Source organism: Acinetobacter sp. YH16042 (assembly GCF_013417245.1).
GTDB lineage: Bacteria > Pseudomonadota > Gammaproteobacteria > Pseudomonadales > Moraxellaceae > Acinetobacter > Acinetobacter amyesii.
Window position 1 is genome coordinate 30,183 of sequence record NZ_VPEJ01000019.1, and the last position, 15,918, is coordinate 46,100.

Annotated in this window: 15 protein-coding genes; 14 read left to right on the top strand and 1 reads right to left on the bottom strand. The window is 43.2% G+C overall.

The features are described from left to right. Positions 1-9: 9 nt before the first annotated feature. From nuoE to FTV37_RS12785, 13 genes are all read left to right on the top strand, one after another. Complete coding sequence (nuoE, locus tag FTV37_RS12725) at positions 10-519, top strand: NADH-quinone oxidoreductase subunit NuoE (RefSeq protein WP_078191103.1); 510 nt, start codon at positions 10-12, stop codon at positions 517-519. Beyond that, positions 516-1,847, top strand: a complete 1,332-nt coding sequence (gene nuoF, locus FTV37_RS12730; protein ID WP_111884890.1) for an NADH-quinone oxidoreductase subunit NuoF — start codon at positions 516-518, stop codon at positions 1,845-1,847. Before nuoE ends, nuoF begins: the two co-directional genes overlap by 4 nt. 11 nt (positions 1,848-1,858) lie before the next feature. Beyond that, the gene (gene nuoG, locus FTV37_RS12735; RefSeq protein WP_180064024.1) at positions 1,859-4,537 is read left to right on the top strand and encodes an NADH-quinone oxidoreductase subunit NuoG; all 2,679 of its coding nucleotides are present in this window, start codon (positions 1,859-1,861) and stop codon (positions 4,535-4,537) included. Between the two features lie 3 nt (positions 4,538-4,540). Further along, positions 4,541-5,557: an NADH-quinone oxidoreductase subunit NuoH gene (gene nuoH / locus FTV37_RS12740; RefSeq protein ID WP_078191100.1), complete on the top strand. Its 1,017-nt coding sequence runs from the start codon at positions 4,541-4,543 to the stop codon at positions 5,555-5,557. 18 nt (positions 5,558-5,575) lie between these two features. Next, the gene (gene nuoI, locus FTV37_RS12745) at positions 5,576-6,118 is read left to right on the top strand and encodes an NADH-quinone oxidoreductase subunit NuoI (RefSeq protein ID WP_078191099.1); all 543 of its coding nucleotides are present in this window, start codon (positions 5,576-5,578) and stop codon (positions 6,116-6,118) included. Then, positions 6,118-6,636, top strand: a complete 519-nt coding sequence (gene nuoJ / locus FTV37_RS12750) for an NADH-quinone oxidoreductase subunit J (RefSeq protein WP_171262661.1) — start codon at positions 6,118-6,120, stop codon at positions 6,634-6,636. The genes nuoI and nuoJ overlap by 1 nt, the downstream gene beginning before the upstream one ends. Continuing rightward, a complete protein-coding gene (gene nuoK / locus FTV37_RS12755; protein ID WP_067665227.1) occupies positions 6,636-6,944 on the top strand; it encodes an NADH-quinone oxidoreductase subunit NuoK in 309 nt (102 codons plus the stop codon). The genes nuoJ and nuoK overlap by 1 nt, the downstream gene beginning before the upstream one ends. Further along, positions 6,941-8,830 carry an NADH-quinone oxidoreductase subunit L gene (gene nuoL / locus FTV37_RS12760; RefSeq protein WP_078191097.1) on the top strand — a complete coding sequence of 630 codons (1,890 nt, stop codon included), beginning with the start codon at positions 6,941-6,943 and terminating at the stop codon, positions 8,828-8,830. The genes nuoK and nuoL overlap by 4 nt, the downstream gene beginning before the upstream one ends. 1 nt (position 8,831) lies before the next feature. Continuing rightward, complete coding sequence (nuoM, locus tag FTV37_RS12765; RefSeq protein WP_078192291.1) at positions 8,832-10,445, top strand: NADH-quinone oxidoreductase subunit M; 1,614 nt, start codon at positions 8,832-8,834, stop codon at positions 10,443-10,445. Positions 10,446-10,448: 3 nt separating this feature from the next. Continuing rightward, positions 10,449-11,993 carry an NADH-quinone oxidoreductase subunit NuoN gene (nuoN, locus tag FTV37_RS12770; RefSeq protein WP_078192290.1) on the top strand — a complete coding sequence of 515 codons (1,545 nt, stop codon included), beginning with the start codon at positions 10,449-10,451 and terminating at the stop codon, positions 11,991-11,993. 126 nt (positions 11,994-12,119) lie between these two features. Next, entirely contained in the window at positions 12,120-12,755 is a 636-nt protein-coding gene (gene upp / locus FTV37_RS12775) for a uracil phosphoribosyltransferase (RefSeq protein WP_180009325.1), read from the top strand. An 85-nt stretch (positions 12,756-12,840) separates the two neighbouring features. Beyond that, complete coding sequence (locus tag FTV37_RS12780; RefSeq protein ID WP_078192288.1) at positions 12,841-13,134, top strand: cold shock domain-containing protein; 294 nt, start codon at positions 12,841-12,843, stop codon at positions 13,132-13,134. Positions 13,135-13,239: 105 nt separating this feature from the next. Next, positions 13,240-13,992 carry a cold shock domain-containing protein gene (locus FTV37_RS12785; RefSeq protein WP_180064025.1) on the top strand — a complete coding sequence of 251 codons (753 nt, stop codon included), beginning with the start codon at positions 13,240-13,242 and terminating at the stop codon, positions 13,990-13,992. Between the two features lie 27 nt (positions 13,993-14,019). Here FTV37_RS12785 and gigC read toward each other — a convergent pair whose 3' ends face one another. After that, positions 14,020-14,904, bottom strand: coding sequence for a LysR family transcriptional regulator GigC (gigC, locus tag FTV37_RS12790; protein ID WP_180064026.1), 885 nt, complete (start codon positions 14,902-14,904; stop codon positions 14,020-14,022). Between the two features lie 85 nt (positions 14,905-14,989). On the opposite strand from gigC, the gene FTV37_RS12795 reads away from it, so the two are divergent. Continuing rightward, the gene (locus FTV37_RS12795) at positions 14,990-15,751 is read left to right on the top strand and encodes a ferredoxin--NADP reductase (RefSeq protein WP_180064027.1); all 762 of its coding nucleotides are present in this window, start codon (positions 14,990-14,992) and stop codon (positions 15,749-15,751) included. The last annotated feature ends 167 nt before the right edge of the window (positions 15,752-15,918 follow it).

Here is a 15,918-nt window from a genome sequence, read left to right on the forward strand (position 1 = left end):
AATCGCATTATGATGATTTTGACTGACAAAAAACCACGTGTGAACGTTGAAGGGATTTTAACTGCGGAAGAAATCCACGATATCGAACATCACATTGGTCACTATCCGTACCCACGCGCAGCATGTCTTGATGCTTTGAAGTGTGTACAACGCCGTAATGGCTGGGTAGATGATGCACAGATGAATGCTATTGCGCAATTGCTTAGCATGAGCCTTGCAGACCTAGAAGGTGTTGCAACTTTCTATAACCGTATTTACCGTCAACCAGTTGGTCGCCACGTAATTTTATTATGTGACTCAATTGCTTGTTTCTTGATGGGTGCGGAAACACTTGCTGAAGCATTCCAGCGTGAATTAGGCATTTCATTTGGTCAAACGACTGCAGATGGTCGCTTTACTTTATTGCCAATTTGCTGCCTAGGTAACTGTGACAAAGGTCCGACGTTAATGATTGACGAAGACACTCACGGTCTAGTTGAAGTGACTTCAATTAAACAGTTATTGGAGAAGTATGTATGAATACTGAACCAAAACCAATTTATGGCGACGGTAACCCAGAAACTCACCCATTAACTTGGCGTTTGAGCAAACAGGAACACGTTCGCAGTGCAGATGATTACGAAGCACTTGAAGGTTATGCAGGCTTTAAGAAAGCTGTTGGCATGCAACCGAAAGAAGTGCTTGAAGTGATCAAAGCTGCGACTGTAAAAGGTCGTGGTGGTGCGGGCTTCCCTGCAGGGATCAAATGGTCGCTTATGGCGCCAAATGATAACTCAGGCCCTCGTTACCTCATCTGTAATGCCGATGAAATGGAACCAGGTACCTTTAAAGACCGTCTGTTGATGGAAAAACTTCCTCATCAGTTGATCGAAGGTATGTTGATTGCTGCTTATACATTAGAAGCAACACAGGGTTATATCTTCATCCGTGGTGAATACATCGAAGCGGCTCAATACTTAAATGAAGCATTGGACCAAATTCGTGCCAAAGGTTACTTGGGTGAAAACATCTTAGGTACAGGTTGGAACTTCGAGTTACACGTGCATACTGGTGCGGGTCGTTATATCTGTGGTGAAGAAACTGCATTGATTAACTCGCTTGAAGGTCGCCGTGCGAACCCTCGTACTAAACCGCCATTCCCACAAGTTGCAGGTGCTTGGGGTCGTCCTACGATTGTTAACAACGTAGAGACTTACAACAACTTACCCGCAATTATGCTTCGTGGTCCTGAATGGTATATCGGTTTATCTGAAGGTAAGTCGAAAGATCCAGGTACTAAAATTTATGGCGCTTCAGGCAAAGTAAAATTCCCAGGTCTTTGGGAACTTCCATTTGGTACAACTGCGCGTGAAGTGATTGAAGATCATGCCGGTGGTATGCGTGATGGTTTAAAACTCAAAGCATGGTTACCGGGTGGTGCTTCTACAGACTTCCTTGCTGCTGAACACATTGACCTTCCTATGGATGCTGAAAGCATCATGAAAGCAGGTTCACGTTTAGGTACCTGTTTGCTCATGGTGGTTGATGAAACTCAGTGTATGGTTTCTGCGACACGTAACTTAGAAGAATTCTTTGCGCGTGAATCTTGCGGTTGGTGTACACCATGCCGTGATGGCTTACCTTGGGCGGTTAAAGCGCTTAAAGCCTTGGAAGATGGCACAGGTAAGAAAGAAGATATCGATCACTTACAAGAACTTACTCGTAAGCTTTGGATTGGTAAAACTTTCTGTGCGCATGCTCCAGGTGCGATGGAACCGTTAATGGGCGCACTCAAACATTTCCGTGGCGAGTTTGAAGCTAAAGTCGTAAATGCGGCAGCTCAAACTAGCAACGTAGAACAAGCTTAAGGAATTCGACTATGGCTACAATTCATGTCGATGGAAAATCGTATGAAGTCAACGGCTCAGAGAACTTGCTACAAGCATGTCTTAGCCTTGGCATCGACATCCCATACTTTTGTTGGCATCCATCCTTAGGTTCTGTCGGTTCTTGCCGTCAATGTGCTGTGACTCAATACGCGAATCCTGAAGATACTCGCGGTCGTTTAGTTATGTCATGTATGACGCCTGCATCTGACAATACCTACATCTCGATTGAAGATGACGAAGCAAAAAATTTCCGTGCTTCTGTTGTTGAATTCTTGATGACCAACCACCCACACGACTGTCCAGTTTGTGAAGAGGGTGGTCACTGTCATTTACAAGATATGACTGTAATGACTCAGCATGACCGTCGTCGTTACCGCTTCACAAAACGTACGCATTACAACCAAGAGCTAGGCTCTTTCATTTCTCATGAAATGAACCGTTGTATCGCGTGCTACCGTTGTGTGCGTTACTACAAAGATTATGCAGGTGGTACGGACTTTGGTGTGTATGCAAACGCTTCGCGTGTTTACTTTGGTCGTCCAGAATCAGGTACTTTAGAATCTGAATTCTCTGGTAACTTGACTGAAGTTTGCCCAACAGGTGTATTCACAGATAAAACTCACTCTGAACGCTATAACCGTAAATGGGACATGCAGTATGCGCCAAGCGTATGCCAAGGCTGTTCTTCAGGTTGTAACATCTCTCCAGGTGAACGTTATGGCGAACTACGTCGTGTAGAAAACCGCTTTAACGGTGACGTGAACCAATACTTCCTTTGCGATAAAGGTCGTTTCGGTACAGGTTATGTGAACCGTGAAGATCGTCCACGTCAACCACAATTCCGTTCTGGTGCAAATGTAACTACAGTTTCTGTAGACCAAGCATTGGATACCGTAATTGAAAATATCCAAGGCAAAAAAGTATTGGGTATCGGTTCACCACGTGCATCACTTGAATCAAACTTCGCGCTTCGCGAACTTGTAGGTCAAGACAACTTCTCAACGGGTATGTCTCAAAAAGAGCAAAAACTTGTTGAACTTGCAGCTTCTATTATGCAAACCGAAGGTGTTTATAACCCTGGTATGCGTGAAATCGAAAGCTACGATGCTGTGTTGATTTTGGGTGAAGATCTGACTCAAACTGCGCCTCGTATGGCTCTATCTGTTCGCCAAGCTGCGAAAAATAAAGCGAAAGAAATGGCTGCAGAGCGCCGTACGCAAGAGTGGTTGGCTGAACCTGTACAACGTATTGCTCAAGATGCGAAATCTCCGATTTACATCCTTGCTGCAACTCAAACACGTTTAGCTGATGTTGCAACGGGTGAAGTTGTTGCATCACCTAACGACATTGCACGTTTAGGTTTTGCGGTCGCTGCTGCTGTGAAAGGTGAAGTGATCTTAGGTTTGGATGACGATGCAAAAGCATTTGCACAAACCATTGCTGACACTTTAAAAGCTGCGAAAAAACCATTAATCATCTCTGGTACAAGCTTACAAGACGCATCAATCTTGGAAGCTGCTGCACAAGTTGCACAGAACCTTGGTAATGCGGGCTTAACATTGACTGTTCCTGAAGTGAACTCAATGGGCTTAGCGATCTTTGGTGGTCAAAGCTTAGAACAAGCATTCGCACAAGATTACGATACCGTGATCGTGGTGGAAAATGACCTTTATCGTCGTTTACCAGCCGCTCAAGTGAATGCTGCACTTTCAGCGAAAGAAGTGATCGTACTTGATCATTCTGAAACTGAAACTGTGAAAAAAGCCAACATCGTACTTTCTGCTGCTTCATTTGCTGAAGGTGACGGTACTGTTGTCTCTCAAGAAGGCCGTGCACAACGTTTCTACCAAGTGTATGACCCAAGCTACTACAAACCTGAACTTGCGATCAAAGAATCTTGGCGCTGGTTACATGCCATTGAAACTGGCGTGAAAGGCAAAGCGATTTCTTGGACAGTTCTTGATGACGTGATTGAGTCAGTAGCGAAAAACGTTCCTGCACTTGAAGCAATTCAAGACGTAGCACCAGATGCTGGCTTCCGTGTACATGGTCTGAAAGTGGCACGTGAACCACGTCGTTACTCAGGTCGTACTGCGATGCGCGCACCACTTTCTATTCATGAACCAAAACAACCAGTCGATAAAGACTCTGCGTTGACGTTCTCTATGGAAGGTTATGTAGGTAACCAAACTCCAGCTTCACTTGTACCATTTGCTTGGTCTGCAGGTTGGAACTCTCCACAAGCTTGGAACAAATTCCAAGACAACGTGGGTGGTCACTTAAAAGGTGGTGATGCAGGCGTTCGTTTATTCGATCGTTTAGCGAAACGTCCAGCACGTACTTTCGTTGCACCTGCACCTGTTGCGGTTAATGGTGAAAGCTTCCGTCTTGTACCGATGCATCACATCTTCGCTTCTGGTGAATTTACAGTGAAAACACCTGCGATGGAATCACGTATTCCTGAAGCAATGTTTGCTGTGGGTGAGCAAGATGCAGCACGCTTAAATGTTCAAGATGGTCAACGTATCGCTGTGAAAGCAGGGGATGCTGAAATCGTCCTTCCAGTTCAAGTGATTGAATACTTACCTACAGGTTATATCGGTTACCCAGTGGGTCTAGCACCTACAGTATCGCTTGCAGAACCTGTTTCAGTCGCGGTAGGAGTGTAATTCATGGAACAAGAATTAATCCGTCAAACGCCGCTGTGGGCTGAAAACTGGCCAATCGCCTATTCAGTTCTTCAAGCAATTGTGATCTTACTGGTTGTGGTATTGATCGCTGCGTTGATGTCTTTTATTGAACGTCGTTTACTCGGCTTGTGGCAAGACCGTTACGGTCCGAACCGTGTAGGTCCGGGCGGTATGTTCCAGATTGTTGCCGACATGCTGAAAATCATGTTCAAAGAAGACTGGACACCAAAATTTGCTGACAAATTGACTTTCCGTATGGCTCCAGCAGTTGCGATGGCAACTGCGGTGCTATCGTTCATGGTTATTCCTGTTTCACCTTATCTAGGTGTTTCAGACATGAGCATCGGTCTATTGTTCTTTATGGCAATGGCTGGTATTGCGGTATACGCAGTATTGTTCGGTGGTTGGTCTTCAAATAACAAATACGCATTACTTGGTGGTTTACGTTCTGCTGCTCAAACCATTTCTTATGAAGTGTTCTTGGGTATTTCACTGATGGGTGTGGTTGCGATTGCAGGCTCATTTAACATGCGTGAAATTGTTGAAGCTCAACGTGATGTTTGGTTTGTTATTCCTCAGTTCTTAGGTTTCTTGATCTTCGTGGTTGCGGGTGTTGCGGTAACTCACCGTCATCCATTTGACCAACCAGAAGCAGAACAAGAATTGGCGGAAGGTTACCATGTCGAATACGGCGGTATGAAATGGGGTATGTTCTTCGTTGCGGAATACGTCAACGTCGTACTGATCTCTGCATTAATCGTGACTTTATTCTTCGGTGGTTGGTTAGCGCCTTTCAACCTAGATATTCCATTCATTCCAGCTGCGTTCTGGTTCATTATTAAAACAGCATTCTTTGTAATGATGTTTGTCTTGGCTCGTGGTTCTTTAATGCGTCCACGTTATGACCAAGTCATGAACTTTGGTTGGAAAATTTGCTTGCCATTGGCGTTGGTTAACCTTCTGGTAACTGGTGCTGTGATTCTGATGAATCAGGCCTAAGACAGCAGGGAGAATAAAATGTTTAAATTTCTAGCTGGATTTGGGTCAATTGTACGTTCGTTGTGGATGGTATTCTCACACGCGACACGTAAACGTGACACCATTTTATATCCAGAGGTTAAAGCGGAAGACATCGTACCACCACGTTTCCGTGGTCGTATCGTGTTAACGCGTGACCCTGATGGCGAAGAGCGCTGTGTAGCATGTAACCTTTGTGCGGTTGCATGTCCAGTCGGCTGTATTTCACTACAAAAAGCTGAAAAAGAAGATGGTCGTTGGTATCCGGAATTTTTCCGTATCAACTTCTCACGTTGTATTTTCTGCGGTATGTGTGAAGAAGCATGTCCTACGACTGCGATTCAAATGACACCTGACTTTGAGTTAGGTGAGTATGTTCGTCAGGACTTAGTATATGAGAAAGAAAACCTTCTTATCTCAGGTCCTGGTAAATACCCAGACTATAACTTCTACCGTGTAACAGGTATGGCTGTTGCTGGTAAAGATAAAGGTCAGGCTCAACGCGAAAGCACACCAGTTGATGTACGGAGTCTATTACCATGATGTGGCCATTTTATTTGATGGCGCTTGTGGCCATCGTCTCTACCGTTCGTGTTGTAACTAACACGAACCCAGTACATGCTTTATTAAGCTTGATTATCTCTTTACTTGCAGTTGCAGGTATATTCATGATCGTAGGTGCGCCGTTTGCCGGTGCCCTCGAAATTATCGTTTACGCTGGCGCAATCATGGTGCTATTCGTATTCGTCGTGATGATGCTGAATCTTGGTCAAAATACTGTTGAACAAGAAAGCAAATGGCTGACTTCTTCAGCGTGGGCATATCCTGCGTTGATGAGCTTCCTGATGGGTCTAATCCTGGTTTGGATGTTGAAGTCAGACTACACAACTGCTGGCACTGTTATGGGTGCTCAAGTTGTCGGTCCGAAAGAAGTGGGTACTTCACTCTTTACTCAGTACTTATTGCTGGTTGAAGTTGCTGCGATGTTATTGCTTGGCGCACTTGTCGCTGCATTCCATCTTGGCAAACGTGAGCCAGGTGCAGAAGAGGACAAAGAATAATGGGCAACATCCCTTTAGAACATGGTTTGATCGTTGCAACCATTCTTTTTGCACTGGGTTTTTACGGTGTGATGGTTCGACGCAACCTACTATTTATTTTAATGAGCCTTGAAATCATGATGAACGCTGCTGCTTTAGCGTTCGTTTTGGCAGGAAGCGCATGGGCACAGCCAGATGGTCAAGTGATGTTTATCTTGATCTTAACGCTTGCTGCAGCAGAGGCTTGTATCGGTCTTGCGATCGTCCTTCAGTTCTATCATCGCTTCCATCATCTGGATGTGGATGCTGCTAGTGAGATGCGCGGATGAGTTATTTATATTTAACAGTACTTTTCCCGCTAATTGGTTTTATCCTGTTGGCGGCAGGTCGTAAAAATCTTCCTGAATCAGTTGCTGCAATTATTGGTGCAGGTTCAGTTGGTCTTTCAGCTTTATTTGCATTAATTGCTGGTATCGACTTTGTTAATAATGGTTCAGTTGCAACAACTCAGCATCTTTGGACTTGGTTCAGTGCCGGTAACTTGGCACCGGGCTTCACGCTTCATTTAGATGGCTTGTCATTATTGATGATGGGCATGATCACAGGTGTGGGTTTCTTAATTCACATCTTTGCAACATGGTACATGCGTGGCGAAGAAGACTTTGCACGTTTCTTCTCATACTTCAACCTATTCGTAGCAAGCATGCTGCTTTTAGTGTTGGGTGACAACTTAGCGTTGTTATTCCTCGGTTGGGAAGGTGTAGGTCTATGTTCATACCTATTGATTGGTTACTACTACCAAACACCTGCAAACGGTTTTGCTGCAATTAAAGCATTCACTGTGACACGTGTGGGTGACGTATTCCTACTAATCGCATTGTTCTTGATCTACCAACAATTCGGCACTTTAAACATTGCAGAAGTTGTAGCTGCTGCGCCAACAGTTTTGGCTCAGAGTTCTTCAATTGCGATTTGGACTGCATTGATGTTGTTCTTGGGTGCTGCAGGTAAATCTGCTCAGATCCCATTACAAACATGGTTGGCAGATGCGATGGCTGGTCCTACACCAGTATCTGCATTGATCCACGCAGCAACAATGGTAACGGCGGGTGTTTACCTATGTAGCCGTATGTTCAGCGTGTTTGAACAAGCGCCAGAAGTGATGATGTTCATCTCAATCACAGGTGCGGTGACATTGTTAGTTGCAGGCTTTGCTGCATTGGTACAAACAGACATCAAACGTATTCTTGCTTACTCAACTATGAGTCAGTTGGGTTATATGTTTATGGCTGTAGGTGCTGAAGCTTACCAAGCAGGTCTATTCCACATGCTGACTCACGCATTCTTCAAGGCATTATTATTCTTGTCTTCTGGTGCAGTGATTTTGGCTTACCATCACGAACAAAACATCTTCAAGATGGGTGGTCTATTCCACAAAAACAAATTCTTGTTTGCATGTTTCGCGATTGGTGGCGGTGCATTGGCAGCGATTCCATTCATCACTATTGGCTTCTTCTCGAAAGATGCGATTCTTGGTGCGGTATGGGTGAAAGGTCAAGCGATTGCAGTTTATGATTGCTTGTACTGGACTGGTGTAGCAGGTGCGTTCTTAACTTCAATTTATACATTCCGTCTTATTTGGGTTGTATTCTTTGGTAAAGAAAACACGCCTTACCACGAAATCAAAGGTGTTACTTACTGGGGTCCATTGGCGATTCTTGCAGTGCTTTCAACTGGTTTAGCTTATGTATTAAAAGCACCAGTAACGAATATTTTAAATGCTGCACAAATCCCAGCGTTTAATATTCCAGAAGCACTAGAACACGGTATGCATAGCGCTGAATACACAGCTGTTGGTATTGCACTTGCGGGTCTTGCGGTAGGTGTGGTGTTATTTGCCTTTGCTTATGGTGCAGTGAAATCGTTCGCGAAAACTTCACTGGGCGCGGGTCTTGCAAATATCTGTCGTAATGCACTTGGTTTCGATGCTTTGTACAACATTGTTTTCGTTAAGCCTTATTTGCTACTGGCTAAAATCTTTGGTCGTGATCCAATTGACGGCTTATGGCTTGTATTGCCTGCACTTGTTAAAGGCGGTAATAGCTTTACAAGTTCACGTCAAACAGGTTCATTGCGTGAATACGCATCTAGTATGGCATTCGGTACGTTTGCATTACTATTGATCCTGGTCGTGATTCAGGTCGTGGGGAAATAAAATGGAAACTCCAAACAATTTAATTCTACCCGCTCTGATCCTTATTCCGTTCATTGCAGGTTTTGTATGCTGGCTTGTCGATAAACTCGACAAGCACTTACCACGCTATATTGCCTTAATTGGTATGCTATTAACGTTGGTGTTAACCGTCGTTTTATGGCAAAGCGGTACTTATAACTACGAGTTGGGTACGCAAGCTCCACAGTGGGCTGCTCAATTTAACCTACCGTGGATTACCACTTTAGGGATTAACATTCACCTTGCGGTGGATGGTCTTTCTCTGTTAATGGTTGGCTTAACTGCACTTCTAGGTGTGTTGGCTGTAGGCTGTTCATGGGGTGAGATTCAAAAGAACGTTGGTTTCTTCCACTTAAACCTACTGTGGTCTTTAGGTGGTGTGATCGGTGTATTCTTAGCGATTGACATGTTCCTATTCTTCTTCTTCTGGGAGATGATGCTGGTACCTATCTACTTCTTGATCGCACTTTGGGGTCATAAAGGGGCAGAAGGTAAGTCACGCGTTTACGCTGCAACTAAATTCTTTATCTATACTCAGGTTGCGGGTCTGATCATGTTGATCGGTATCTTGGGTCTAGTGGTTGTTGGCTTCCAACTTCACGGTCAAATCAGCTTTAACTATGACTTCTTGATGAGTGTTGCACACACTGTTGAGGCGAAAGCTCCAGCACTTGCGTATGCATTCATGATCTGTATGTTCATTGGTTTTGCGGTAAAACTTCCAGTTTTCCCTTTACACGGCTGGTTACCAGATGCACATGCGCAGGCACCTACAGCGGGTTCTGTCGACCTTGCAGGTATCTTGATTAAAACTGCGGCTTATGGTCTTTTACGTTTCGTTATTCCATTCTTCCCAGTAGCATCTGCTCAGTTTGCTGACATCGCGATCATTCTTGGTCTAATCGGTATTTTCTACGGTGCATGGTGTGCATTCCAACAAACAGACATGAAACGTCTGCTTGCGTACACATCTATTTCGCACATGGGCTTCGTACTTCTTGCTTTGTATGCAGGTAACATCCTGACATTCCAAGGCTTGATGATTATGATGCTGGCTCACGGTCTATCTTCTGCTGCATTGTTCATTATGTGTGGTCAGGTTTACGAACGTCTGCATACACGTGACATGCGTTTGATGGGGGGTATACGTGGTCAGTTCCAATACCTTTCATTCTTCTTAATGTTCTTTGTTGCGGCACTTGTAGGTATTCCGGGTCTAGGTAACTTCATCGGTGAATTCCTGATCTTGATGGGTTCTTATGACAAGTTCCCTGTGTATACAATCCTTGCTGCAGTAAGCTTAGTATTTGCCGGTCTTTACGGTTTAATCCTGATCCACAAAGCGTTGTTTGGTACACCAAACGAAGAACAAAAACAGCATTACGCAAATCCGTTGAAAGACTTAAATGCGCGTGAAGTTGTGATTCTTTTAATCTGTGCTCTTGGTCTAGTATGGCTTGGTCTATTCCCACAAAGCTTCCTTGATATTTCAAATTCAAGCATGGCGTGGATTGCAAATAGCTATATCCCAGTTCAAGAAGTCGTTGATGTTGTGCAGCAGATTGCTGTACAACCTGAAAATGTGGAGATGCAATAAGCCATGGACTTCACAATGTCATTTTCTGAGCTTATGCCATTAGCTCCTGTGATGATCGTGGCTTTAACTGCGATCGTCGTGATGTTGCTAATTGCAATCAAGCGTAACCACAATTTAGTTGCAACGACTTCCGTTATCGGTCTGAACCTTGCAGCCTTTTATATTATTTTTGTTTTCGTTGCAGGGCAGTATGCACCTGCAAACGTAATGAATTTGTTCATCGTAGATCCATTTACGATGTTGTACCAATTCGTGATTTTGATTGCAGCACTTGCTTGCTGCACATTGTCACATGCGTATATCGAAACCTATAAAGATAACCGTGAAGAACTTTATATCTTGATGCTGTGCTCTGTAACAGGTGCATTGTTAATGGTTGCAAGTTCGCACTATGCGTCTTTCTTTATCAGTCTTGAGTTAATGTCGATTCCTGTATACGGCCTATTGGCTTATACACACCAACGTTCACAGTCGCTTGAAGCGGGTGTGAAATATTTGGTGCTTTCAGCAACCGCTTCTGCGATGTTGTTGATGGGTATGGCTTATGTATATGCGTACACAGGTACAATGGCATTCGTTGCTGAACCAGGCAAAATGTTCACAACTTTCAGCCAACCGGGCGTAGTCCTTGGTCTTGCACTAATTGTCTTTGCTGTTGCATTTAAATTGTCTCTTGCGCCATTCCACAAATGGACACCAGACGTGTATGCCGGTGCGCCAGCGCCAATCGCGACATTCTTAGCGACTGTGGCTAAAGTGGCAATGATCGGTCTATTCGTTCGTTACTTCTTAGCTTCTGGCTTAATCCTTTCTGACAGCTTCATTACAATCGTGACCATTATTGCAGTATTGTCTATCCTTGCGGGTAACTTACTAGCAGTACGTCAAGTGAACTTGAAACGTATCCTTGCATATTCTTCAATCGCTCACTTTGGTTACTTACTTGTTGCGATTGTGAGTGCACGTAATACTGACTTTGTTCAAGTACAAGGCTTTGCAACATTCAGTAGCGTCAACGTTTATGTGATTACTTATGTATTAACAACGATTGGTGCGTTCGGTGTTGTGACACTGATGTCTAGCCCTTACAACAACAAAGACGAAGCAGGTAGCCTTGCGGAGTACCGTGGTTTGTTCTGGCGTCGTCCAGTTTTGACTGCAACACTGACTGTCATGATGTTATCTCTTGCAGGTATCCCATTAACAGCAGGCTTTATTGGTAAGTTCCTTGTGATCAAAACAGCGGTTGCTGGTGGTTCATGGTTCTTAGCTGCGATGGTGATCCTTGGTTCAGGTATCGGTTTGTACTACTACCTACGTGTGATGGTTGTGATGTACATGACTCCACCAGAAAACCCACGTATCGATGCTGTCGATCATTGGGGTCAAAAAGTGGGTGGTATTATGGTGCTTGGCGCAGCTGCTCTTGTGTTGTTGATCGGTGTATATCCAGATCCAATCATTGCAGTATCTCAAGTGGCATACTTTGCGATCTCACCTGAATTACAACAGTTCATTTTTAGCTTAATTCAAAGTGGTTTTAACTAATGAATTAAGCAATTAATTTGCTTATTACAAAAAAGCCTCCTGTAAAGGGGGCTTTTTTATTTTTATCATTTGTTAAATAGCTTTATAATGGTTGAAATTTTATCTTAACCTTTTAGGTGTTCTCCCGTGGCTATCCATGAAATCCGTCATCCTCTTATTCGACATAAACTCGGCTTACTTCGTCGTGCAGATATTAGTACTAAAAACTTCCGTGAGCTTGCTCAAGAAGTGACTATGCTTCTGACTTATGAAGCAACGAAAGATTTACCAATGGTCGATCATGAAATTGATGGTTGGAATGGTAAAGTCACTGTAGATCGTATTGCCGGTAAAAAAATAACAGTCGTACCGATTTTACGTGCAGGTATTGGTATGTTGGATGGTTTCTTAAACCTGATTCCAAGTGCGAAAGTATCTGTATTGGGTTTAGAGCGTGATGAAGAAACTTTAGAAGCGCGTACTTACTACAAAAAATTAGTACCAGACGTACAAAACCGTTTAGCGATGATTATTGACCCAATGCTTGCAACGGGTTCATCGCTCGTTGCTGCTATTGACGTTCTAAAAGCCAGTGGTTGTAAAGATATTCGTGTCATGGTGCTTGTAGCAGCTCCAGAAGGCATTAAACGTGTGAATGAAGCTCACCCAGATGTGACCATTTATACAGCATCTGTAGACCAAGGTTTAAATGAAAACGGTTATATCGTTCCTGGTCTTGGCGATGCAGGCGATAAAATTTTCGGTTCAGTTCAAAAAGAATAATTTTTGCATCATGAACAGAAAAGGGGCTTTTATAGCCTCTTTTTTATATACTAAAGACATTGGCATAAATGGAATAGGGTACTTTATGAAGTCCGAACAATATAAAGGTAAAGTGAAGCAGTACAATCCTGAAAAGGGCTTTGGCTTTCTTTCATGTGAAGAAGGTGATGTATTTTTCCATATCTCTGACTTTCCCGCAGATGGTGTCGAGCCAAAACGTAATGATCGTGTGAAATTTAATGTGGTGAAAAATGGTGATCGTTATAAAGCCATAAACATTGAGCGTGAAGAAGACAAATCTGCAAAAGCTAAAAAATCTAAAGTAGTGGCAAATAACCAGTCAATTACTTCAGCTTTGCTTTCGAATTTGCGTAAATAATGTGATTGTAAGATTTCATGGAAATCTTTGAAATAAAAAGAGGTCTATCTGGCCTCTTTTTTATTATGATAAGAGTATTAAAAGAAAAGATGAGAGACAATTTTTATGTTTAAAGAGGGGAAAATCAAAAGCTATAACGTTGAGCGCGGCTTTGGATTTATACAACAAGATCAAGCACAGGATTTATTTTTTCATATTCGTGATTTTCCTAGCCGACACATCGAACCACGTGTTGGAGAAAATCTCAAATACAGGATTGAAGCAGATCGAGGTAAATTTAAAGCGGTAAATATCATCCGTTTAGATTTGAAAAAAGAGCAGTCCACTCATGAACAGATAAATCCGTCATTTGAATCAAGGTCGGATCGAGTGAATGACCAAGCTACTCCTCACGATACAGCCAAAGGCACAGTTTGGGGCAGTAAAATCTTCAGCATGATTGGACTCATTGTAATTCTAGTATTAGCTGTGGCTGTTTATGGGAAATATCAGCAGTACCAAGAACAGAAGCAGCTACATTTACAACAGCTCATGCAAGAAAATGAAAACATTGTAAAAGAACAACGTAAAGCTCAGGGTGATTTGCCCGATCGGGTGCTGACTGAGCAAGGTGAAAAAAATCTATACGGCACAGCTTCAACGCAAGCTCAGTCTGTTGTTCAAGACACTGCGCAGGCACCTGCTTCAAGTGATTCGCCAAGGGCAGTAGAAAAAGCTCAGTTTAGTTGTGATGGGCGTACGCATTGTAGTCAGATGAAATCTTATGAAGAAGCGGTGTATTTTCTACAACATTGTCCAGGCACGAAAATGGACGGAAACAACGACGGAATACCTTGCGAACGACAATTTAATAAATAAAAAAAGCGCCATTAGGCGCTTTTTAGTTTAAACAGATTTTTCACAAAATTGCATAAAGGCTTTGAGACCCGGTCCTTGGTATTTCTGACGATGTACCAACATAAATAATGGACGGGCAAGTTGCCAGAACGGCGTATCTAAAACCACCAATTGACCTTTTTCACGTAAAGGCTCAATCGCAAGTTTAGAAATACATGACATACCAAGACCACCTGCCACGATTTTTAAAATGGCTTCGTTATGACCCAAGGTTAAACGTATATTGGCATCTGGCAGGTCTTTTAAAATTGCGTTGTCAAATACTTCACGTGTGCCTGAACCTTCTTCACGTAAGATCCATTCCACGTTATCAAAGTCAGCTGCAGTGATTGCACGATCCAAATTCGCTAAGGGATGCTCTGGTGAACAGCATACTGCAAGTTCATCGTCACGCCAGTGAATACATTGCAACTGTGGCAGATGGCATGAACCTTCAATTAAGGCCAAATCCAACTGAAATTGGTTTACCGCTTCAATCATTTGGCGGGTATTGCCGACTTGAAGTTGTAAATGTGCTTGAGGCTGAATCTGTAGGAAATCTGCCATGAGGTCTGGCATCAGGTAGTCGCTGATGGTAAGGGTAGCGCCCAAACGCAGATCAATACTTTGTAGTTCGCCTTTTGCTGCTTGTTCAAAAGCTTCACAGCGCCCTAAAATTTCCAAAGCTTGTGGCAATAAAAAACGACCCAAGTCATTCAATTGCAAGCGTTTACCAAGTCGGTCAAACAGTGGAGCACCGAGACCATCTTCGAGGTCTGCCAATGCCATACTTGCTGCACTTTGAGTAAGTTTGACAGCATCACTGGCTTTGGTAACGGTACCTTCTTGAGCGACTGCTACAAAAACAGCCAACTGGCGTAAAGTCATGCGCATGAATCAGGCCTTAACATTTAAAAAATATTAATAAATTATGCTGTCATGCTAACATGAGCACAGTCTGTCACGCCACGTTCAAATCATGTCAATTGAAAAATTTAGCTTAGAAAAGGTTTTATCTGTACACCGTTGGACCAATACTTTGTTCAGTTTTACCATGACACGCCCTGCGCATTTTAAATTTACCGCTGGTCAGTTCGCACGAATTGGTTTGAAAGTGGGCGATGAATTGGTGGTTCGTGCCTATTCTGTGGTGTCGTCCCCCTTTGATGAAACTTTAGAGTTTTTCTCTATCGTCGTTCCTGATGGTGCGTTTACTTCAAATTTGCAGCATCTACAAGTGGGCGATGAGCTGTATTTAGAAAAAGTTCCATATGGTTTCCTTACCTTGGCGCGTTATCAGTTGCCATTGCCAAAGGACTTATGGCTGTTGGGAACAGGAACGGGTCTAGCACCATTTTTATCGATGCTACAAGACTTTGAAACGTGGTCTAAATACGAAAAAATTAATTTAGTCTACAGTGTGCGCACCGTATCAGAACTGGCTTATGTAGAGCGGATTCAAGAAATCGCTGAGACCTTTGGCGAAGGGCATACGGGTTTTAAATTTATACCTATTGTGACACGTGATCCAAATGCACTGCTGCATGATCGTTTACCAGTTTTAATTGAAAATGGCGAGTTAGAACAGGCGGCAGGCTTAGCGTTTAATGTGGAAACGACGCATGTCATGCTGTGTGGTAATCCACAAATGGTTGATGACACCAAGGCAGCATTAAAGGCGCGTGGTTTGACTATGAACCGCCGTGGTGAAGGCAATATTGCTGTAGAAAACTATTGGTAAGGTGCCATGAAAAAAGCTCATCGATGGATGAGCTTTTTTTATTTTCGGAAATTAAATAACTGATGTTATGCATGCAAAAGTAATTTTGCATTTTTAAAATGATTGTTAAGCCAATTCGACGGAGTCTTACATCAAGAGAATGAATAAAGGGATTAGCCTTCGGCTGG